Annotated in this window: 17 protein-coding genes and 1 riboswitch; of the genes, 6 read left to right on the plus strand and 11 right to left on the minus strand. The window is 59.9% G+C overall.

Annotated features, from left to right (window positions below; translation table 11 throughout):
• Positions 1-16: 16 nt before the first annotated feature.
• The 3 genes from zapE to ACYZT1_RS20590 all read right to left on the minus strand — a co-directional run bounded on the left by zapE (position 17) and on the right by ACYZT1_RS20590 (position 3,211).
• Complete coding sequence (gene zapE, locus ACYZT1_RS20580) at positions 17-1,111, minus strand: cell division protein ZapE (protein ID WP_462016463.1); 1,095 nt, start codon at positions 1,109-1,111, stop codon at positions 17-19.
• 90 nt (positions 1,112-1,201) lie between these two features.
• Positions 1,202-2,557 (minus strand): tryptophan--tRNA ligase, encoded by a 1,356-nt coding sequence (locus ACYZT1_RS20585; protein WP_462016464.1) that lies wholly within the window; start codon positions 2,555-2,557, stop codon positions 1,202-1,204.
• 24 nt (positions 2,558-2,581) lie between these two features.
• The gene (locus ACYZT1_RS20590; RefSeq protein ID WP_462016465.1) at positions 2,582-3,211 is read right to left on the minus strand and encodes an alpha/beta hydrolase; all 630 of its coding nucleotides are present in this window, start codon (positions 3,209-3,211) and stop codon (positions 2,582-2,584) included.
• Between the two features lie 144 nt (positions 3,212-3,355).
• On the opposite strand from ACYZT1_RS20590, the gene ACYZT1_RS20595 reads away from it, so the two are divergent.
• The gene (locus tag ACYZT1_RS20595) at positions 3,356-3,790 is read left to right on the plus strand and encodes a Z-ring associated ZapG family protein (protein ID WP_462016466.1); all 435 of its coding nucleotides are present in this window, start codon (positions 3,356-3,358) and stop codon (positions 3,788-3,790) included.
• Between the two features lie 138 nt (positions 3,791-3,928).
• Here ACYZT1_RS20595 and ACYZT1_RS20600 read toward each other — a convergent pair whose 3' ends face one another.
• From ACYZT1_RS20600 to ACYZT1_RS20625, 6 genes are all read right to left on the minus strand, one after another.
• Entirely contained in the window at positions 3,929-4,657 is a 729-nt protein-coding gene (locus ACYZT1_RS20600; RefSeq protein WP_462016467.1) for an OmpA family protein, read from the minus strand.
• A gap of 99 nt (positions 4,658-4,756) precedes the next feature.
• On the minus strand, positions 4,757-5,398 hold the full coding sequence (locus ACYZT1_RS20605; RefSeq protein WP_462016468.1) for an MBL fold metallo-hydrolase: 642 nt from the start codon (positions 5,396-5,398) through the stop codon (positions 4,757-4,759).
• 84 nt (positions 5,399-5,482) lie between these two features.
• A complete protein-coding gene (locus ACYZT1_RS20610) occupies positions 5,483-8,221 on the minus strand; it encodes a LuxR C-terminal-related transcriptional regulator (RefSeq protein WP_462016469.1) in 2,739 nt (912 codons plus the stop codon).
• Between the two features lie 416 nt (positions 8,222-8,637).
• Positions 8,638-10,002 carry a DUF1329 domain-containing protein gene (locus ACYZT1_RS20615; protein ID WP_462016470.1) on the minus strand — a complete coding sequence of 455 codons (1,365 nt, stop codon included), beginning with the start codon at positions 10,000-10,002 and terminating at the stop codon, positions 8,638-8,640.
• 27 nt (positions 10,003-10,029) lie between these two features.
• Positions 10,030-11,916, minus strand: coding sequence for a DUF1302 domain-containing protein (locus ACYZT1_RS20620; RefSeq protein ID WP_462016471.1), 1,887 nt, complete (start codon positions 11,914-11,916; stop codon positions 10,030-10,032).
• 336 nt (positions 11,917-12,252) lie between these two features.
• Entirely contained in the window at positions 12,253-13,935 is a 1,683-nt protein-coding gene (locus tag ACYZT1_RS20625) for a fatty acid--CoA ligase (RefSeq protein WP_462016472.1), read from the minus strand.
• A gap of 231 nt (positions 13,936-14,166) precedes the next feature.
• On the opposite strand from ACYZT1_RS20625, the gene ACYZT1_RS20630 reads away from it, so the two are divergent.
• Complete coding sequence (locus ACYZT1_RS20630; RefSeq protein ID WP_462016473.1) at positions 14,167-15,060, plus strand: glycosyltransferase family 2 protein; 894 nt, start codon at positions 14,167-14,169, stop codon at positions 15,058-15,060.
• Between the two features lie 31 nt (positions 15,061-15,091).
• On the plus strand, positions 15,092-15,724 hold the full coding sequence (locus ACYZT1_RS20635) for a CatB-related O-acetyltransferase (protein WP_462016474.1): 633 nt from the start codon (positions 15,092-15,094) through the stop codon (positions 15,722-15,724).
• A gap of 44 nt (positions 15,725-15,768) precedes the next feature.
• On the opposite strand, the gene ACYZT1_RS20640 is transcribed toward ACYZT1_RS20635, so the two are convergent.
• A complete protein-coding gene (locus ACYZT1_RS20640; RefSeq protein ID WP_462016475.1) occupies positions 15,769-16,398 on the minus strand; it encodes a LysE family translocator in 630 nt (209 codons plus the stop codon).
• A gap of 250 nt (positions 16,399-16,648) precedes the next feature.
• Between ACYZT1_RS20640 and ACYZT1_RS20645 the strand changes: the two genes are divergently transcribed.
• The 3 genes from ACYZT1_RS20645 (at position 16,649) to ACYZT1_RS20655 (ending at position 19,485) form a co-directional block, all read left to right on the plus strand.
• A complete protein-coding gene (locus ACYZT1_RS20645) occupies positions 16,649-17,614 on the plus strand; it encodes a 2-hydroxyacid dehydrogenase (protein ID WP_462016476.1) in 966 nt (321 codons plus the stop codon).
• 33 nt (positions 17,615-17,647) lie between these two features.
• Complete coding sequence (locus ACYZT1_RS20650) at positions 17,648-18,646, plus strand: methyltransferase (RefSeq protein ID WP_462016477.1); 999 nt, start codon at positions 17,648-17,650, stop codon at positions 18,644-18,646.
• A gap of 40 nt (positions 18,647-18,686) precedes the next feature.
• A riboswitch (yybP-ykoY riboswitch) is annotated at positions 18,687-18,824 on the plus strand.
• Positions 18,825-18,900: 76 nt separating this feature from the next.
• Entirely contained in the window at positions 18,901-19,485 is a 585-nt protein-coding gene (locus tag ACYZT1_RS20655; protein ID WP_462016478.1) for a TMEM165/GDT1 family protein, read from the plus strand.
• A gap of 71 nt (positions 19,486-19,556) precedes the next feature.
• On the opposite strand, the gene ACYZT1_RS20660 is transcribed toward ACYZT1_RS20655, so the two are convergent.
• The gene (locus ACYZT1_RS20660; protein WP_462016479.1) at positions 19,557-20,372 is read right to left on the minus strand and encodes a M48 family metallopeptidase; all 816 of its coding nucleotides are present in this window, start codon (positions 20,370-20,372) and stop codon (positions 19,557-19,559) included.
• Between the last annotated feature and the right edge of the window lie 30 nt (positions 20,373-20,402).

The following is a 20,402-nucleotide window of genomic DNA, read 5'->3' on the forward strand; positions in this document are numbered from 1 at the left end:
TATTCAACCAAATACCCTACGGCTTGTGCGCCCGGGACAGGAATTCGTGCGATTGCATTTCCAGCAAACGACTGAGCGTGCGCTGGAATTCGAAGTTCAGGCGGCCGCCGGTGTACAGGTCTTTCAGTTCGACTTCAGCGGAAATAATCAACTTCACGTTACGATCGTAGAACTCGTCAACCATGTTGATGAATCGCCGGGCAATGTCGTCGGTGGTGACGCTCATTTGCTCGACGCCGCTGAGCAACACCGCGTGGAAAATTTTGCCCAGTTCGATGTAGTCGTTCTGGCTGCGCGGGCCGTCGCAGAGCTCGCGGAATTCGAACCAGGCGACGTCATCACAGGTGCGCAAGGCGCGGATGGCGCGGTTCTCGATCATCAGCACGTCGTTCTCGACCGCTGCCGTGCACTCCGGCGTCAGCGCGCGGAAACTCTTGCGCAGGCTTTCGTGGGACGCTTCGTCGAGAGGAAAGTGGAACAGCTCCGCTTGCTCGAGGTGACGCAGGCGGTAATCGACGCCGCTGTCGACATTGACGATTTCGGTGTGCTGCTTGATCAGTGCAATGGCCGGCAGGAAGCGCGCACGTTGCAGACCGTCCTTGTACAGACCGTCGGGCACGATGTTCGAGGTGGCGACCAGGGTCACGCCGTTTCTGAACAGCTCTTCCATCAAGGTGCCCAGAATCATGGCGTCGGTGATGTCGGAGACGAAGAATTCATCGAAGCAGATCACCCGCGACTCGTCGGAAAAACGCTTGGCGATGATGGTCAGCGGGTTTTTCTCACCGCCCAGGGTTTTCATTTCTTCGTGCACGCGCTTCATGAAGCGGTGGAAGTGAGTGCGGGTCTTTTCCTTGAACGGCAGCGCTTCGAAGAAGGTGTCGACCAGGTAAGTCTTGCCGCGACCCACGCCGCCCCAGAAATACAGGCCCTTGACCGGCACCTGGTCTTTCTTGCCGAACAGCTTGCCGAGCAGGCCCGGCTTGTTATGCGAGGCCGCGACCAGATCGTCGTACAGGCGTTGCAAATGGCGCACGGCAGTTTCCTGCGCGGCATCATGGAAAAAGTCCGGGCGTTTCAGATCTGCTTGATATCGTTCTAGGGGCGTCATAATTCGTTAGCAAGGCAACAAAAACGGGCCGTCACTGTAGCGACGGCCCGGGGGAATGGCAATCGGCCCTTGGTCGGACCGCGCCGCTGATTATTCCTGAACCGGCATCAGAGCGATGCGCAACGTCTCGATGGCAGCATCCCGAGCGCCGTTGTCGGCAAACGCCGGGCCGTCGGCGACACAATCGCCTTCCAGCCAGACGCTGAAACCACGGTCTTCGCTGCGCACATCCAACGGTTGGCCCGCTTGCAGCTGCTTGGTCACCTGACCGGCAGTCTTGCCGTCGGCGAAGTTGCGCGACAGCAGCAATTGCTCGCCGTCGGCCGCCAGCAGACGGAAACGGAAGCTGCCGTCCTCTTCACGGAAACTGACAAAACGCGGGCCTTTGACGGCTTTCTTTTTAGTGCTCGCGGCAACCTGGGTCTGCGCAACGAACGAGCGCAGGCCGACCGCTTCACGCAGTTCGTGGAGGAAAGGCGTGGCCACGGCGCGGGCCTTTTTGGCGCCGATTTGCAGAATGTCTTCCAGATCTGCCGGGCGTTCGATCAGTTGGTGATAGCGCTCGCGGGACTCGCCCAATTCGCTGTCGAGCAACTGGAACAGACGATTTTTAGCTTCGCCCCAGCCCAGGCCCTGCAACAGTTCGCTGCGGAACTCGTCCGACTGCGCCGGTGTGGCGAAGGCCTGGAACAGTGTGAACAGGTGCGAGTTGTCCGGATCTTTCGCTTCGCCCGGCGCGCGGGAGTCGGTGACGATCCGCGAGATCGCGTCTTTCATGTCCTTGGCGCTGCTGAACAACGGGATGGTGTTGTCGTAGCTTTTCGACATCTTGCGACCATCGAGACCGGGCAGCGTGGCGACGCTTTCCTCGATCAGCGCTTCCGGCATGGTGAAGTATTCCTTGCCCTGGCCAAACAGGTGATTGAAGCGCTGGCCGATGTCACGGGCCATTTCCACGTGCTGGATCTGGTCGCGACCGACCGGCACCTTGTGGGCGTTGAACATCAGAATGTCCGCCGCCATCAGCACCGGGTAGCTGTACAGGCCCATGGTAATGCCCGCATCCGGGTCTTCGCCGGTTTCGACGTTCTTGTCGACCGACGCCTTGTAGGCGTGGGCACGGTTGAGCAGGCCCTTGGCAGCCACGCAGGTCAGCAGCCAGGTCAGCTCGGGGATTTCCGGGATGTCGGACTGGCGATAGAAGGTCACGCGATCGACATCCAGCCCACCGGCCAGCCAGGTCGCGGCGATTTCCAGACGCGAGCGCTGAATGCGCAGCGGGTCATCGCATTTGATCAGGGCGTGATAGTCGGCCAGGAAGTAGAACGAATCGGCATTGCTGTCGCGGCTGGCGAGGATCGCCGGGCGGATGGCACCGGCGTAGTTGCCCAGGTGCGGCGTGCCGGTGGTGGTAATGCCGGTGAGGATACGGGTACGAGTCGTCATGGGTAATCGCTTGTCAGACTGCAATCAATTCGAAAGGCGCGGCAGGATCAAATCTTTGAGATCGGTCAGCTTGCCATGAAAAAAGTGTCCGCATTCTGCCACTTTCAGCAGCTCATGGGGGCGTTCCAGCTTGTCGGACCATTCGTAAACGAGCGCCGGATCGATGACTTCGTCGGTTTCCGGCTGGATCAGGGTCAGTGCGCCGTGCTGCGGCAGTTGATCCTGGTCGCTTAAACGCATGACTGCCGGGGCGACCATGAACAGGTGTCTGAGCTGCTCGCCTTGGGCTTCAAGACGCCCGCCGAGACTTGCTGCAACAAAACCGCCGAAGGAGAAACCGAACAGGGTCAGCGGCAAATCGGGATGCTTGGCACGCAGCCATTCAGCGCTGGCCTGAGCATCATCGACTTCACCGGTGCCCATGTCGTGTGAACCTTCGCTGGCACCGACGCCGCGGTAATTGAAACGCAAGGTAATCAAACCGGCGTCGCGCGCGGTACGCTGCAGGGTCGAGACGACCTTGTTGAGCATCGTGCCGCCCTGCACCGGGTTCGGGTGACAGATCAGCGCCAGCCCACGGGGCTGCTCAATATCCAGATACAACGCTTCCAGTTGGCCCACCGGGCCATCAATCAATACGGGGGTTTCGCGCATTAGCAAGGAAGGAACTCCGTGACCTCGAATCGGGTCGACTCGTCTAGCAAATTGTCTGTGCCGATGTATTGCGAGTGAATCGCGGTATACAGCGCAGGTTCGAGCCGTTAACGTAAAGCAAAGCCGTTTATAGAGGAAGGACTCGTGGAACACTCGCTCTTAGTTTGGTTGTTGCCGACTCTTGCCCTGGTTGTGGGTGTCGCCATTGGATTCCTGATCGCTCGCCTGGCGCCAAATGCCGCGCCTAACCGCACGCAACGTCAGCTGGACGATATTCAGGAACGTTTCGACAGTTATCAGAACGAAGTGGTTACCCACTTCAACACCACTGCATCGCTGGTCAAGAAGATGACTGCAAGCTACCAGGAAGTGCAGGAGCACCTTGCCGACGGCGCCAACCGTCTCGCGCTGGACGAGCAGACCCGCCAACGCTTGCTGGCCGCCCTGCATGCCGACGCGGCGCAGGCTCCACGGGAGCGCCTGACGCCACCGCGCAGCCAGGAGCCGCCGCGCGATTACGCACCGAAATCCCCGAACGCGCCGGGCATGCTGGACGAGCATTACGGTCTGAAGAAGTAATCAGGTTTCGCGCAACATGAAAAAGCCCCCGGATGAGTGATCGTCCGGGGGCTTTTTGTTATCTGCCAATATCTGTGTCGCCTGTCAGGGGCTCATCGCTGGCAGGCCAGGCTCGCACAGGTTTTTTTCGGGCTGGCCTTAAGGGTATTGCTGGACGTTGCCTTGCTGCTGGGCGCCGTACTGCTGGCCAGGAATCGCCTTCAGATTTACTTCGACCCGACGGTTCTGCGCGCGACCGTTGACATCACCGTTGCTCGCAACCGGATTGTCCGGACCGGCACCGCGGGCGCTCAGGTTGGCACCGCTGACACCTTGCGAAGTCAGGTAAGTCGCCACACTTTGCGCGCGACGCTGGGACAGGTCCATGTTGTGCTGGCGGCTGCCGGTGCTGTCGGTGTAACCGACGATTTCGATCTGGTTCTGGTTGAATTCTTTCAGCGAGCCGGCCAGGTTATTCAGTGGCTGATAGAAGCTCGAGGCAATGTTGGCCGAATCGGTGGCGAAGGTGATGTTGCCCGGCATGATCAGCTTGATCTGGTCGCCCTCACGCTGCACTTCGACACCGGTATTGGCCATGCTGGCCCGCAATTTTTTCTCTTGCTGGTCGGCGTAGTAGCCATAACCGGCGGCAGAAGCGCCTACCACAGCGGCACCGATCAGGGCGCCCTTGCCACGACTGTTGTGATCGATGGCAGCACCGGCCAAGGCACCGGCAAGCGCGCCGAGGCCACCGTATTTGGCTGTTTTGCTCATGCCGGTGGAACCGCCATCAGCCTGACCCTGATTGTCATAAGGGTTGGGCGATGCGCAACCGGACAGCAAGGCCACAGCCGTAGCGACAATAATCAAACGCTGCTTGGTGAACATGAAGAGCTCCTACTTTTGCATTCGGTGGTGCAACGGTTCAAGGCATCGGCCTTTGCGGGCGTTGGATCGTGTCCGGCGACTAAAATTCCCTGCCAACCCTCACGCCCGCACAAATGGATTGTCACGCATTTCATCGCCCAGTCGCGTGTCCGGCCCGTGACCGGTTACCACGGTTGCGTCTTCATCAAGCGTGTACAGACGCTGCTTGATCGATCGCACGATGGTCGCCTGATCGCCACCCCATAAATCGGTGCGCCCTACTCCGCGACGAAACAACGTGTCTCCGGCGATCAGCAGTTTAGCGTCAGCAAACCAGAAACTCATCGACCCCGGTGTATGCCCCGGAGTGTGCAACGCGACGCCGCAGCCACAGGCCAGCTCTTCATCATCGCCGAGCCAGCGATCCGGCGACGGCACTGGTGTGTAGGGAACGCCGAACATCTGGCATTGCATCTCCAGATTGTCCCAGAGGAATTGATCTTCCTTGTGCAGATGCAGGGTCGCGCCGGTTTTCTCTTTTAATTGACCGGACGCCAGAAAGTGATCGAGGTGCGCATGGGTGTGGATGATGCTGACGACCTTGAGGCCCAACGCGTCGAGCCGCGCCAGAATCAGCTCATGATTGCCGCCCGGGTCGACCACGATCGCCTTTTTGCTGATCGGATCGCCAATGATCGTGCAGTTGCACTGCAACGGGCCGACGGGGAAGGTTTCGCGGATAAGGGCCGGTTTTTGGCTCATCAGGGCACGCTCGGTTAACGGGGATGGGCGATTTTCGCATATTTGCCATGGAGCACAGACAGGCATGTGTATCGCTAAACGACGTCAGCCCAACACACCCAACGCTTTTGCCCGCGCCACTGCTTGCGTGCGCCGTTCAACTCCCAGCTTGCTGTTGATGTGGCTGGCATGGGTTTTTACCGTGTGCAGCGAGATGAACAACTGATCGCTGATCTCTTGATTCGAGCAACCCTGAGCGATGAGTTTGAGCACGGCCAACTCGCGGGAACTGAGGTGCTCGCAGGCGGGGGCGGGTTCCGGGGCAAGACGCGTCGCGACGGCAGGCAGTTGGTCGACAAGGCTTTGGCTGACGGTCGAACTTGCGCACGCATTCAACTGCGCGCGTGCCCAGTCAGGATGTTTTTTGAGCAATTTTTCAAACGGCTGGAGTACGCCTCCACCGGCCGCGTCCAACGCTTGTGCGAAAGTCTGGCGGGCTTCGGGCTCACGCTTGTGAGCGAGCAACAGTTCGGCTTTTTGCGTCAAAGCCATCACGCTGAGCATCTTCCGCCCGCTTTGCAGGCCGTGCTCGAGCAAGGCGTTCAAGCGTGCTTCGGCGAGCATCGGCTGGGCTTGAATAACGTCGAGCAACGCTTGCTGCAGCTCGATGTGCAATGGCAGTTGCGGATGGAATTCCGGGGGCGCTGCCGGTTGCTCGCCGTTATAGGTTTGCCCCAGCCGGGCGAGCCAGGCGTGCGCCAGATCCGTGCGTCCCTGGGCCAGCCAGAGTTCGCATTTGACCAGGGTGATCATCGCCAGGTAATAAATCGGCGGCACGTCCCAGATGTGCATCAAGCGTTCGGCTTCGGCGAGTTCGGCAAAGGCCTTGGAGAATTCACCGCAGTTGCCCTCGAGGCGGGCGAGCACGCAGTGGCCGATCAATACGCTGATGTCGCGACAGGCGCGGGCCTCCGCCAGGCCGGCCTGCAAACACGCGCGCGCTGCTTGCGGCTGCAGGCGCAGGGACAGCAGAAATCCCTGGTATAAAGTCAGGCGCGCGCGCACGGCGTACAGCCGTTGCGGCGACAGACCTTGCAAACGTTGCAGCCCCTGACGTACTTCGTCAAGCGACCGCGAGATCTCACCACGCGCCTGCAACACCCGCGCGCGATCGTAATGCGCCAGCGCTTCGAACAACGGATTGCCGACACGCTGCGCCAGCTCAAGAGATTCCCGGTTCAGCCCCCGCGCACGCCAAAGGTCGCCGTCGGCAATCGCCAGGTTCGACAAGGTCGAAAGGCACATCAGTCGCTGGCCATAACGTTTGGAGGGCAGGCTTTCCAGCGCTTCACCGCAATACAGCAGCGTCTGCTCACGGTTACCACGGCCCCGAGCGATGATTCCGCTCAGCGCGAGCCACTGCGCCAGCATCGATTTCTGCGCCGTGGCCGAAGGTGCCGGCAGAAATCGACTCAAATGACTGGCCAACTCTTCGGCAGCATCCAGCTGACAGGCCAATCCCAGCGCCCAGCTGTAGAGCACGATCAAGCGTGGCGTGCTGATCAGCAGGCTGTCGGGCAGGTCCATTTTCCAGCGCAGCAACATGCCGACGTTCTGTTCCGCGAGCAGCTGTTCTTCGGAAAGGTTCTGCACCAGATTCGCCGCGACGTCGAGGTGTCCGGCGCGCAATGCCTGCTCCACCGCTTCATCGAGTAGCCCCTGCGCGTTGAACCAGCGACAGGCGCGCAGATGCAGGCTGGCGGCCGGGACCATTGCTTGAGACGCGGGACGCGTGCGCAACAGATCGGAAAACAGATGGTGATAACGGTACCAGTGGCCCTGCTCGTCGAGCGGCACCAGAAATACCTGGTGGGCGAGCAGATAGCGCAGGATCTCGGCGCTGTCGTGCGCCTCGCGAACGGCGTCGCACAGCTCGCTGCAGAACCGCTCCTGAGGCGCGGTGTCGTACAGAAACGCCTGCACTTCGGCGGGCAGGCAATCGATCACCTCTTCAAGCAGATAATCGCGAATCAGGCCCTCGCCACCGTGCAGGGCCTGCGGCAGTGCGCCTGCGGTCCCCGCTTCGGAGGCCGCCAGCAGCCAGAAACGCAGGCCGGCGACCCAGCCTTCGCTGCGCTCAATCAGGTTTTCCAGCGCTTCGCCCCGCAGGGAAGAACTGTGTCGATCAAGCAGGGTCAAGGCTTCGTCGTGGGTCAGGCGAAGGTCCTGTTCGTGCAGTTCGAGCAGTTGCCGCGACAGCCGCAGTCGCGCCAGATGCCAATCCGGGCGCTGACGACTGGTGACCATCACCAGCAAGCCATCGGGCAAGTGATTGAGGAAAAACTGCAGACAGCGATCAAGCACCGGCCCCTGGGCGAGATGGTAGTCGTCCAGAATCAGCAGCAAAGGGGCGGTGGGCAACAGATGCTCGGCCAACTCATCGAGCAGCCCGTCGAGCCATTCTTCGAAGGCGAACGGCTGGTGCCGTTGACGCATTTTCAGCAGGCCCAGGGATTGCCTGCCCAGTGCGGGGTAAAAATCCTGAAGGCCTTCGAGTAACCGTTCGAGGAACCGACCCGGATCGTTGTCTCGAGGGCTCAAGCCGAGCCAGAGACTTTGCCAATGCGCCGGGAGGCTCTGGCAGAACTCCACCGCCAGCGAACTCTTGCCAAAGCCTGCCGGGGCACTGACCAGCAACAGTCTGCCAGCAAGCCCCGCACTCAAGCGCTCGCACAGACGCGGCCGCAGCACGTGACCATCAGGCAGCGGGGGCCGAAAGAAGCGGCTGTCGAGTGTCGCGACGGCAGCGCTTGCGGGGCCCGGGAGTGGGGACAGATCGGTCATGGCCGGCTCTTGTTTGAATTGCTGTTGGCGGCGTTGCAGATGTCCGCAGACTAGCGGTTAATTCGCAGGTAATGAAGGTTAATGCTACAAATGGCTACAAAAAGGCTAGGTTGGGATTGGAGTTGGAGTTGGAGTTGGGTACATATCCATTGGTGAGGTAACGGCGGCTATTGGTTTCGCCCTTACGGCGAGTCACTTGGAACAGCACCAAGTAACCAAGTGACCCGCCGTAAGGGCGGAACCAATATCAGCCCACCCCTTCAAACCTACGTAGCCTCAAAGACAGCTTCCGCGAGCAAGCTCGGCTCCTACAGGTCGTTCACATATCTGGACACTACGACCCCTCATTAACCGCAAAAAAAACGCCCCGAACCAGTCGGGGCGTTTTTCGCGGGTAAGGCTTCTATCCGCGCCGCTTAGCGAACACCATCCTGACGCAGTGCCGCCGGCGTGAAGTCGCTGGTGCTGGCGGTGAAGCCGAAGTCGTAGGCCGATTTCTCTTCGTTCTTCATGCCCAGCGCCAGGTAACGACCCGATTGCAGGTCGTACAGGGTTTCCAGGGTGTACCACGGCACTTGCTTGTCGTAGTAGGTCTGGGCATGCGCCTCTGCAACGCGCCAGAGCTGATTGCGACCGTCGTAATGATCGATCACAGCGGCTTGCCAGGTATCTTCGTCAATGTAGAAGTCACGCTTGGCGTAGATGTGACGCTGACCTTCCTTCAAGGTGGCCACCACGTGCCAGACCCGGCGCAGCTCATAACGAGCCAGGTCCTGGTTGATGTGACCGGCCTTGATGATGTCGGCGTACTTGAGCTGCGGCGAATCGAGCTTGTAGCTGTCGGAGGCGATGTACATTTCTTTTTTGCCTTCGAGCTTCCAGTCGTAGCGATCGGGCGCACCGTTGTACATGTCCAGGTTGTCGGAAGTACGCAAGCCATCGGCAGCGGTACCCGGCCCGTCATAGGACACTTGCGGTGCACGACGCACCCGACGCTGACCGGCGTTGTAGACCCACGCCGAACGCGGTTCCGCCACTTGGTCAAGGGTCTCGTGGACCAGCAGCACACCGCCGGCCAGACGAGACGGCGCAGTCACTTTCTGCTTGAAGTAGAACAGGATGTTGCCCGGATTCGCTGGATCGTAATCCTTCATCTTGTCGCGGAACACGAACTGATCCTGGAAATACACCAGACTGAACGAGCCGTTTGGCTGCGGCGTGGCCTGGGTCACCAGACGGGTCACGCTGCCCCCACGATAACGGGTGATGTGGTTCCAGATGACTTCCACACCGCTTTTCGGGATTGGGAACGGTACCGCGGTTTCGAAGTTTTTCAGCCCGTTGCCACCGGACACCAGCTCCGTTGTGGTGGCGTTCTTCTTGATGGAGGCGAAGACCGCATCCGGCACGGTGGCGCCCCGATGGGACGGATAGACCGGCATCTTGAAGGTTTCAGGGTAGCGCTTGAACATTGCGTACTGGCCCGGAGCGAGCTTGGCCTTGTACTGGTCAACGTTCTGCGCAGTGATGGTGAACAGCGGTTTTTCACTGGTGTAAGGGTCAGACAGGAAACCCTTGCCGTCAACGGAACCTGCGTTTTTCGCCATCGGCTTCCAGGCCGGAATCGAACCGTCGGCATTGCCGGCCATTTCGGCGCCCATCGGGGTCAGGCTCTTGCCCAGCTTGTCCGCTTCGGCGGCCGGGACCGCAGCCATCACGCTGGTGGCCAGCAGCGACAGCCCCAGCAATCCGGCTTGGAACAGACTCATTGTTGTTTTCATAGGTGTGTTCGTCCTGATCATCAATGCTTAGAAGTTCACGCCAAAGCTGAGCGCAACGAAATCGCGATCATCGACGGTGGTGTACTTGCCGTCGAAGAAGTTGGTGTACGCCAGGCTCGCGGTGTAGGTGTTCTGGTATTCGGCATCGACGCCAAGGCTCACGGCCTTGCGACCTTCTTCGAAGTTGCCGCCAGGGCCAGGCGAGTAACCGCTCACGTCATGGGACCAGGCCACGTTCGGCCGCAGGTTCACGCCCGCGAACACGTCGTTGTATTCCCAGATGGCACGACCGCGGTAACCCCACGATGTCGACGTGGTGAAGCCTTCATTGTCGCAATTGCGGGTGCGATTGTTGGTCGCAGCGCCAGGACCTGCACCGGCGATAGTGCTGGAGTTGAGCGCGAGGCAGGTGTCGGCACCGCCTGTGGCCGGCAGTTCACCCGGGCCGTACACCGGATCGCGTCCGTAACGGATGTCGGAAGTGCTTTCCAGACCGCCGACATGAGTCACGCCGATTTCACCTACCAGGGTCATACGGCTGGCGCCCATGACCTGATCGAAGAAGTGCGTCAGGGAAGTCTGGAACTGGGTCACTTCCTTGCGTCGATAACCGTGCAGGTCCTGGCCAGGCACACCGGTGAGCAGAGAAGCGTTGGTCAATGCGCCGCCCAGAGGACGTACACCGGCGAACAGGATATCGGTGGAGTTGAGCTGCACCGGTGCGTTCGGACGGTAGCTGACCTCACCGCTCCACGCCGTACCGGTAGGCAAGGTCGTAGAGAAGCTCAGACCGTACAGGCGGATATCTTCCGGGTACTCGACGAAGTAGTTCGAGTTACCCGCGACAACCAACGGTGCCAGGGCCCGCAATGCCGATGGCAATGCTGCCGCACGGGCGTAGACCGAAGCCGGAGCACCGGTGGCGCTGAAGATCGGCGCACGGCTGTGGTAGTTCATGAAGTAGGCGCCGAACTCGGTGTCCAGCGGCTCGAACATGTATTTGAGCGACGCGCCCCACTGTCCGCTGTCGCGCGCATCGCGATCCGGGCCACGACGCACCAGCACACCCTCGTTATCAACGTCGACGCCCAGTGCCGTCAGCGTCGGCAGCGCTGCGCCCGGAATGGTCGAGCGTCTGTTCAGAACGCGCAGGTTGTTGTCGCAACCGTCGGCAATGATGTCGGGCTGCGAGAAGAAGGTGCCGCAGTTATCCACGACGGTCTGGTCCCATTCGAGCTGGTAGAACGCTTCGGCCGAAAGGGAGTCGGTGAGGCTTTGCGAAACGTAGAACATGTTAACCGGGATCAGGCCTTCCTTGACCTCGGCGCCCGGACGGCGGAACGCGGAGACGTCGATCGGGTTGATCGAGTTGATACCGCCGCCGATGAAGGTACTTTCACCCCAGCTCACCACCTGTTTGCCCAGACGCACGGAGCCCGGTTGATCGGCGATGGAGTAGTTGTGGTAAACGAAGGCGTCGAGCAGCTGCACGCCGGAAGACTTGGCGCCTTCCTTGCGGTTGCTGTCGCTGATGTCCTTGAACAGACGATCTTCGTCCTTGAGTTCGAAGTCATACCAGTACTTGCCACGCACAAAGACGCCGGTGTCGCCGTATTTCAGTTCCAGGTCATGCAGGCCCTTGAAGATCTTGGAGAAGGTTTCACCGCTCTTGAAGTTCATGTGACCGTCGTCGGATGTCTGCGACAGCCCGTGCCCACCGTTGTTGACGCCGATGAGGTTCTTGTTGGGACTCTGAGTAGACCAACTCGCCCCGACCGACAGGGATGAATCGAACTGACCTTCGATTTCACCAACGTTGAAACTGACGCCGAATGCAGGCCCGGCGAGCGTAGAGGCGAGACTGACAGCCAGGGGCAGCTTCGCCCGGCGCCAGAACTGGTTTACTGATGTCATCGACGCTACTCCATGTGCATTATTGTTATGGCAGTGAGTACTTTTAAAAACGCTGTGGTTGACCGGGCGCCAAGTCGTCCCCAAGTCACTCCAAAGTTGCATCGCCCCGTTTTGTGCGTGTGCCCCGTTCTTAAAAATCCTTGAGCGGACTATAGCCAGCAGGTTGTATTGCTTGATCCCTCTAAAGTGTGATTTGCAGCTGCCGGCCACTCTGGAACAGTCCTTTCGCCAGTCCGACACGTGTCGGCACGGCAAGGATGGCTCAAAATTCGGATTTGACAAGCCAAGCGCTTGCTTGGTGGGGCTGGCGTGCCATTCAAGGCACGCCGGCAAGGCTCAAAGTGTAGAAAGAAAGGTGCTGTTGTTGGCTTGCCATTCGGTGATGTCGAGGCGAATGCGCTTCTTGTCGAGTTTGCCGACACTGGTCTTGGGAATTTCCGTAACAAGGGCAATCTGACTTGGGATCGCCCACTTGCTCAGGTGCCCCAGTTCGACAAACGGCTTGAGGTGCTCCTTGAGTTCCCTGGCCCCGACTTCATGGCCTTCGCGGATCACCAGCAAGGCAAACGGCCGCTCGCCCCATTGCGGATCGGCAATGCCCACTACTGCTACTTCGCGTACCGCCGGGTGACGACTGATCAGGTCTTCGAGGTCCAGCGAAGAAATCCACTCGCCACCGGTCTTGATCACGTCCTTGATACGGTCGCGAATGTCGATCACCCCCATGGTGTCCAGGGTCGCCACGTCCCCGGTGTGCAGCCAGCCGCCGGCCCAGAGCTCCGCGCCTTTTTGCGGCTCCTTGAAATAACCCTCGGTGAGCCACGGTGCTCGCAGTACCAGCTCGCCCTGAGTCTCGCCATCGGCAGGCAGGAAGTTGCCGCAGGCATCGACAATCGCCGCCTCGACCAACGGCCCCGGCACGCCCGCCTTGATTCGATAGCTTGTGCGTTCGTCTTCAGTGCCGGCCATCAGCTCATCGTTAAGGTGCGCGCAAGACACCAGCGGCCCGGTTTCCGACATGCCGTAGGCGGCGGTCAATTGAATGCCCCTGGCCTTCGCCGCTTCGTACAACGTGCGATTCAACGCGCTGCCACCGATGACGATTTTCCAGCCACAAAAATCGGCGTCCTGCGCAGCCTTGGCGTTGAGGACCATCTGCAGAATGGTCGGTACGCAGTGGGAGAAAGTGACCTTTTCCTTGCGCCACAACTCGACCAGGTACTCCGGATCGTAACGCCCTGGGTAGACCTGCTTGAGCCCGAGCATGGTGGCCACGTAAGGCAGGCCCCACGCGTGCACGTGAAACATCGGCGTGATCGGCATGTAGACGTCGTTGGTTCCGAGCAACCGCACGCTGTCGATAGCGCCCATGATGGTCGACACGCCCATGGTGTGCAGCACCAGCTGCCGATGGGTGAAGTAGACCCCTTTGGGGTTGCCGGTGGTGCCGGTGGTGTAGAACGTGGTCGCGACCGAATTCTCGTCGAAATCCTGGAAGTCATACTGCGCACTCGCGGCGGCCAGCAACTGTTCGTACTCGCCGACGAGGTCCGGCAGGTCGGCGGTTTTTTCCGCCAGGTCGGTCAGCAGCAGCGTTTTGTCGACCGTTGTCAGCTGCCCGGCTATCGCGTTGTACAAGCCGACGAACTCGCTGTTGACCAGCACGAAGCGATCTTCGGCGTGGTTCATGGTGTAGAGGATCTGCTCCGGCGAGAGGCGCACGTTGATGGTGTGGATGACCGCGCCGATCATCGGGATGGCGAACATGCATTCCAGATAGCGATGGCTGTCCCAGTCCATCACCGCCACGGTATCCCCAGCCTTGACGCCGGCAGCGGTGAGCACGTTGGCCAGCCGTGCCACCCTTTCAATCAGGGTCGGGTAGCTGTAGCGCAGCTGGTCGCGGTAAATGATCTCACGGGTTTTCTCGTAACGCGCGCCGGACATCAACAGCCGTTTGATCAGCAGCGGATACTGGTAAGCGCCTTCGGCTGGGGGGATAACGCGAGTCTGCAACATAAGAATCCCTTTTCTGACTGCACGGTCGTGGCGGAAAGCAAGCACTCTAGTGCCGTTGCCCGCCAACCAAATCAGCCGAAGGAATGATTTCACCAAAGGCTTAAATACTAGCTTTGCGCCACTATCCAAGGCTCCGGCGGGCATGCTGAGTGCCTGTGGCGGTCAACTTGTCATGGAAGCGACCCCGGGTTTCGTGCGAGCCTATGCATCTTTATCGACACAATGACAACGATGAACACTGATGTGACCGCCCCTCTGGATTGCTCCGGTAAACAAGCGCCCCTGGTTTCCATCGTCGCGCCTTGTTACAACGCGGAAAAATACCTGGAAGAAGCGATCAAAAGCATATTCGCCCAGGATTACCCGAATTTTGAGGTCATCATCGTCGATGATGGCTCCAGTGATAACAGCGTCGCGCTGCTCAAGCAGTTGCAGCAAACCCATGATTTCCAGCTGTATTCACAAGCCAATCAAGGCGTCAGTGCAGCACTCAACCACGGCTTGCGTTACGCCAGGGGCGACTATGTTTCGACGCCGGACCTGGACGACATCATGCTGCCCGAGTCGCTGCGCATCAGGGTGGATTATCTGGACCAGCACCCTGAGGTCGGCTGTGTAGGTGCGCTGATCATTTACATGGACAGCGACGGCAATACCCTCAAGCATCAGCAGCGCGACGAGATCCGCACCTACGATTTCGATCAGATTCTCAGTGGCGCCGTGGTAATCGGCGCACCCGTGGCGTTGTACCGCATGAGTGCTATGCGCAGTGCCGGCTTCTATGCGCCAAACCTGCGGGTGCAGGACTTTCAGATGACCCTGCGCATCGCCCGGCAGGGTTACGAGGTGCATGAGTTGCCGGTGTGCGTGACGCGCTATCGCCGACATGCCAACAATTTGTCCAGGAAGTACAAGGTGTTGCTACAGGCCGACCTTGAGGCCATCGCGCCCTATCTCGGTCATCCCGCATACCAGCGGGCACGCACCAAACTGGTGAACAAGGCCCTCAAGTACGCGGTAGTCGAAGACAAGAAAGAGGCCTGGAGGCTGTTGCGCTCCATTCCCTGGCGTCACTTGAACCGAACCAGTCTCCGTCGTTTGAAACGCCTGATGCTGCATCGCTGAACGCGCCCTTCCCGTTTCTCCAGGCCCTGCCATGAAATTTCTCGAAAAACTCAAAGAACGAAAAGTCCGAAAACATCTCAAGCGCCTGGAAAAACTGCAGCGCGCGCCGGAAAAAATCCGCCTGCGTTACCCTCGTTATGAGATCGGCGTGGGGACCTATGGCATTCCCGAGGTCATGGAGTTCGGCGACGATACGATCCTCAGGGTTGGCTCCTACACCTCGATTGCCGAAGGCGTGCAGATTCTGCTGGGGGGCGGGCATCGCACCGACTGGGTCAGCACCTACCCGTTCCCGTTGATGATTGACGAGGCCCGGGACATACCCGGCTGCAGCCCGTCCAAGGGCGATGTGGTCATCGGCAGCGATTGCTGGATCTGCGCCAACGTGATGATCCTGTCGGGCGTCACCATTGGCCACGGCGCAGTAGTCGCCGCCGGGGCCGTGGTGACCCGCGATGTCGAACCCTATGCGATCGTCGGCGGCAACCCCAGTCGCCACATTCGCTGGCGCTTCGAAGAAGACGTGCGCCAGCAACTGTTGGCGTCCGCCTGGTGGGACTGGCCCATGGAAGAGGTCAAGACTGCGTCGCGAATCCTGTGCAGCAGTGACATGGACGGGTTTCTGGAGTACGTCCGCCAGCGTCGGGCGAATCAAACGGTGTAGTGGACTGGCCGCGACACCAGACATCGCGGCCTTCCCCCGTCGTTTCAATGCATTTCGGTAAAGGCGATCTTCACACCCAGTGCAATCAGTACGGCGCCCATCGTCCGGTCAAACCAGTGGCCCATGCGCGCAAAACCGGCGCGCACGCGTTGCTGGCTGAACAGCATCGCCACCAGGCAAAACCACATTGCAGTCGCCACCGCCAGATAAATTCCGTAACCGGCTTGTACCGCCAGCGGCGTGTGCGGGTTGATGACCACGGTGAACAGCGACAGGAAAAACAACGTTGCTTTCGGGTTCAGGCCGTTGGTGACGAAACCCGAGGTGAAAGCACCGCGTGCCGTGCGCTCACCCGCTTCCTTGTGCAGATCGTCCGAGAGCGGTTTCGCCGGTTTCGCTCGCAGGGCTTTGAAACCGATGTACAACAGGTAAGCGGCGGCGGCCCATTTCAAGGCATTGAACAGCACGATCGATTGGGAAACGATCAGGCCGATGCCGAGCAGTGAATAGCCGACATGCAGGAAAATCGCGGTGCCGACGCCCAACGCCGTCCATGTGCCGGCGCGACGACCATGAGTCACGCTCTCGCGCACCACCACGGCAAAGTCCGGGCCCGGGCTGGCTACGGCCAGAAGGTGGATAAGCGCGACAGTAAGGAATTCTGTCCAGTACATGGGTGGCTCCTCGGGGGCAGCTTGGTCTGGTAAATAATTCTGAAACGAAATCAATTTCTGTGGCGAGGGGGCTTGCCCCCGTCCGGCTGCGCAGCAGTCGCCAACCTGTCCACTCGATACACCCGCCAAACCTGGTTGCCGGTAAAGGGGCCGCTTCGCAACCCAACGGGGGCAAGCCCCTCACCACGTTGTTTCATCTGATAGGCTCAGCAGATTACGCCTTCAGTTCACAGCACAAAAGGTACAGTTGATGACGAACACTCGCCGCGCCGTTTTCCTCGACCATCCCTCACTGGACCTTGGCGATCTGGACCTCGGTCCGTTGCGCGCCTGCTTCGATGATCTGCAGCTGTTCGCCCAGACCGCGCCGGGTCAAGTTACCGAACGCCTGAAGGGCGCAACCGTGGCCATCACCAACAAGATCGTGATCGACGCGGCCGCTATCGCCGCCAGCCCCGAGCTGAAACTGATCCTGATCAGCGCTACCGGCACCAACAACGTCGATCTGGCTGCCGCCCGCGCCCACGGCATTACCGTCTGCAACTGCCAGGGTTACGGCACGCCTTCGGTGGCGCAGCACACGATCATGTTGCTGCTAAATCTGGCGACGCGTCTGGCCGATTACCAAAAGGCTGTCCGCGAGGGTCGCTGGCAGCAGGCGAAACAGTTCTGCCTGCTGGACTATCCCATCGTCGAACTGGAAGGCAAAACCCTCGGCCTGCTCGGACACGGCGAGTTGGGTGGTGCAGTGGCGCGACTGGCCGAAGCCTTCGGCATGCGCGTACTGCTGGGGCAGATTCCCGGTCGCCCTGCCCGCCCGGACCGTTTGCCACTGCACGAACTGCTGCCACACATCGACGCGCTGACCCTGCACTGCCCGCTCAACGAACACACCCGTCACTTCATCGGCGCCCGCGAACTGGCTTCGATGAAACCCGGGGCGTTCGTCGTCAACACCGCGCGCGGCGGATTGATCGACGAACAGGCACTCGCCGATGCATTGCGCAGCGGCCACCTGGGCGGCGCGGCGACGGACGTGCTCAGTGTCGAACCGCCCACTGCCGGCAATCCCTTGCTGGCCGCCGACATTCCGCGGTTGATCGTCACCCCGCACAATGCCTGGGGCAGCCGCGAGGCGCGGCAGCGAATCGTCGGCCAGTTGACCGAAAACGCACAGGGCTTTTTCAGCGGTACAGCGCTGCGAGTCGTCAGTTGATAGACTGCCTCACTTTTTTTCAGGGAGCAGAGTATGGATCCGCGCAGTGAAGTACTGCTTCGTCAGGCCGGGCTATTCCAGGGTTCGGTGTTACTGGCCGGTTTGCCCGCCGATGATTTGCTCGGGCGCCTGCCCGATGCACAAGGCTGGTGCTGGCATGCCGGCGATCAAGCAGCACTGGACGCACGGTTTGCTGAGCGCAGCCATTTCGGCGTGACAGCCCCCGAGCGCGAGTTCGATAGCGCCGTGGTCTTCCTGCCCAAATCAAAGGACCTCACCGATTACATCCTCAACGCCCTCGCCTCGCGACTGGCCGGTCGCGAGCTGTATCTGGTCGGGGAAAAACGCAGCGGCATCGAAGGCGCGGCCAAGCAACTGAGTCTGTTCGGCAAGCCGCGCAAACTCGACAGCGCGCGTCATTGCCAGCTCTGGCAGGTCACGGTGGCCGAAGCGCCGCAGGCGAAATCCCTGGAGAGTCTGGCCCAGACTTATGAATTGCCGCTGGCGGAAGGTCCGCTGACCGTCATCAGTTTGCCGGGGGTGTTCAGCCATGGTCGCCTCGACCGGGGCAGCGCATTGTTGCTCGAACATCTGGACAAATTGCCGAGTGGCCACCTGCTGGACTTCGGTTGCGGCGCCGGGGTTTTGGGGGCTGCAGTCAAACGGCGCTATCCGCATAACCAGGTGACGCTGCTCGACGTCGACGCCTTTGCCGCCGCCAGCAGCCGCTTGACGCTCGCCGCAAACGGTCTGGAAGCAGAGGTGATTACCGGTGATGGAATTGACGCGGCGCCAATGGGTTTAAGCGCGATTTTAAGCAACCCACCGTTCCATGTCGGCGTTCATACCGATTATTTCGCTACGGAAAACTTGCTGCGAAAAGCGGCAAAACATTTGAAAAACGGTGGGGAACTTCGCTTGGTTGCCAACAGCTTTCTCAAGTATCAGCGGCTGATCGAAGAGCATCTGGGCGTCTGCGCAATCAAGGCTGAAGGTCAGGGTTTTCGGATCTATCGTGCCAAACGCGGCTGAAAAATAAGTGCTTGCCTAACAGGATTCGCCTAGGCAGAATCCGCTCCGTCCTAGGGGAGTAGTCTCCCACGAGCGCCATGCTCGTCCGGCATACGTCAACATACTTGGTCAACAGACCATGGCGTATGCGACCCCAGCGTCCGCATCAGTCGGTTCGCAGGGTTTGACAAGACCTATGACACGAACACCTTACCCGGGGCGGGGAGGTCGTACGTGTCATAGCCGTGTCGACCCGCCCCTTAGGAAAAACCCTGATGCTGGATTCTCTACTCATCCCCACCGCTGTTGTGGCCTTGGCCGAAATCGGTGACAAGACGCAACTGCTCGCGCTCATTCTCGCTGCCCGCTTTCGCAAGCCTTGGCCGATCATCGCCGGCATCGTCGCCGCGACCCTGGCCAACCATGCGGCTGCCGGTGCGGTAGGCGCCTGGGTCGGTGGATTTTTCTCGAGCGTGATGCTGCACTGGATCCTCGCCATCAGCTTCGCTGCGACGGCGTTGTGGACGCTGGTCCCGGACAAGATGGACGATGACGAAGCCAGCACGGCTCGCAAGTTCGGGCCGTTTCTAACCACGCTGATCGCGTTCTTCCTGGCGGAAATCGGCGACAAGACGCAAATCGCGACGGTGATGCTGGCTGCGCAATATCCGGATCTGTGGCTGGTGATCATCGGCACGACGGTCGGCATGCTGATTGCCAATGTGCCGGTGGTACTGGCGGGTAACTTTGCGGCGGACAAATTGCCATTGACGCTGATTCGACGACTCGCAGCGTCTGCATTTTTGATTCTGGCGATTGTCGCGGTGTACAAAGCGATGCAGAGCAGCGGTTGGGTTTAGATCAGCTTCGAGCTATCAGCGACAAGCTGAGGCAGTGTGCAATTACGCTGCCTTGGCTTGCAGCTTGAAGCTTATTGCTTGCTGCTGTTATAGAGCGGCATCACTTTTGGAATCGCCGCCTGCAGCGAGGCAATACGACTGGCCGACGCCGGGTGAGTACTCATGAACTCCGGTGGCGAACCTTCCGAGGCCTTGCTCATCTTGTTCCACAGCGTGATCGCGGCGTTCGGGTTGTAACCGGCACGGGCCGCCAGTTCCAGACCAATCAGGTCGGCTTCGTTCTCGTTGGAGCGGCTGTTGGGCAGGGTCATGCCATAGTTGGCCACGGTGTCGGCCAACGCCAGGCTATCCTGACCCAGCCCTAACAACGCCCCCGCGCCCTGCTTGGCCATTTCAATCCCGTAAGCCTTGGACATCGCTTCACGACCGTGCTCGCGCAAGGCGTGGGCAATTTCATGACCCAGGATCGCAGCGATCTCATCGTCCGTCAGTTTCAGGCTGTCGATCAGACCGGTATAGAAAATGATTTTTCCGCCAGGACCGCAGTTGGCGTTCAGTTCGTCACTCTTGATCAGGTTGACTTCCCACTTCCACTGGGCAGAATCCGGACGAAACACAGGCGCCTGGGCAATCAGTCGATTGGAGATGGCCTGCACCCGCTTGGCATCGGTACTGGTCTTGTCCAATACGCCCTGGCTGGTCGCCTCGCCGACCGTCTTCTGATAAGACTGGGCATACATCTGGTTGACCTCGTCCGTGGACAACATGCTGAACATGTACTGTTTGCGCTCAACGCCGACAGCGCCACCGCTGGTGGTGTTGACCGACTGACAGCCGGAGAGCAGCAGACTTGCGCTCAGTGCACACAAAACCAATCGCTTGTTCATCAAAAAACTCCATGAAAACCTGCCGGGTAT

Source organism: Pseudomonas sp. PB3P13, from assembly GCF_054897735.1.

Bases quoted from the DNA above. Each gene is read 5' to 3' on its own strand.
- ACYZT1_RS20630 (WP_462016473.1), top strand. From the start codon at position 14,167: ATGAACACTGATGTGACCGCCCCTCTGGATTGCTCCGGTAAACAAGCG.
- ACYZT1_RS20605 (WP_462016468.1), bottom strand. From the start codon at position 5,398: ATGAGCCAAAAACCGGCCCTTATCCGCGAAACCTTCCCCGTCGGCCCG.
- ACYZT1_RS20635 (WP_462016474.1), top strand. From the start codon at position 15,092: ATGAAATTTCTCGAAAAACTCAAAGAACGAAAAGTCCGAAAACATCTC.
- ACYZT1_RS20590 (WP_462016465.1), bottom strand. From the start codon at position 3,211: ATGCGCGAAACCCCCGTATTGATTGATGGCCCGGTGGGCCAACTGGAA.
- ACYZT1_RS20660 (WP_462016479.1), bottom strand. From the start codon at position 20,372: ATGAACAAGCGATTGGTTTTGTGTGCACTGAGCGCAAGTCTGCTGCTC.
- ACYZT1_RS20640 (WP_462016475.1), bottom strand. From the start codon at position 16,398: ATGTACTGGACAGAATTCCTTACTGTCGCGCTTATCCACCTTCTGGCC.
- ACYZT1_RS20655 (WP_462016478.1), top strand. From the start codon at position 18,901: ATGCTGGATTCTCTACTCATCCCCACCGCTGTTGTGGCCTTGGCCGAA.
- zapE (WP_462016463.1), bottom strand. From the start codon at position 1,111: ATGACGCCCCTAGAACGATATCAAGCAGATCTGAAACGCCCGGACTTT.
- ACYZT1_RS20645 (WP_462016476.1), top strand. From the start codon at position 16,649: ATGACGAACACTCGCCGCGCCGTTTTCCTCGACCATCCCTCACTGGAC.
- ACYZT1_RS20620 (WP_462016471.1), bottom strand. From the start codon at position 11,916: ATGACATCAGTAAACCAGTTCTGGCGCCGGGCGAAGCTGCCCCTGGCT.
- ACYZT1_RS20625 (WP_462016472.1), bottom strand. From the start codon at position 13,935: ATGTTGCAGACTCGCGTTATCCCCCCAGCCGAAGGCGCTTACCAGTAT.
- ACYZT1_RS20650 (WP_462016477.1), top strand. From the start codon at position 17,648: ATGGATCCGCGCAGTGAAGTACTGCTTCGTCAGGCCGGGCTATTCCAG.
- ACYZT1_RS20610 (WP_462016469.1), bottom strand. From the start codon at position 8,221: ATGACCGATCTGTCCCCACTCCCGGGCCCCGCAAGCGCTGCCGTCGCG.
- ACYZT1_RS20585 (WP_462016464.1), bottom strand. From the start codon at position 2,557: ATGACGACTCGTACCCGTATCCTCACCGGCATTACCACCACCGGCACG.
- ACYZT1_RS20615 (WP_462016470.1), bottom strand. From the start codon at position 10,002: ATGAAAACAACAATGAGTCTGTTCCAAGCCGGATTGCTGGGGCTGTCG.
- ACYZT1_RS20600 (WP_462016467.1), bottom strand. From the start codon at position 4,657: ATGTTCACCAAGCAGCGTTTGATTATTGTCGCTACGGCTGTGGCCTTG.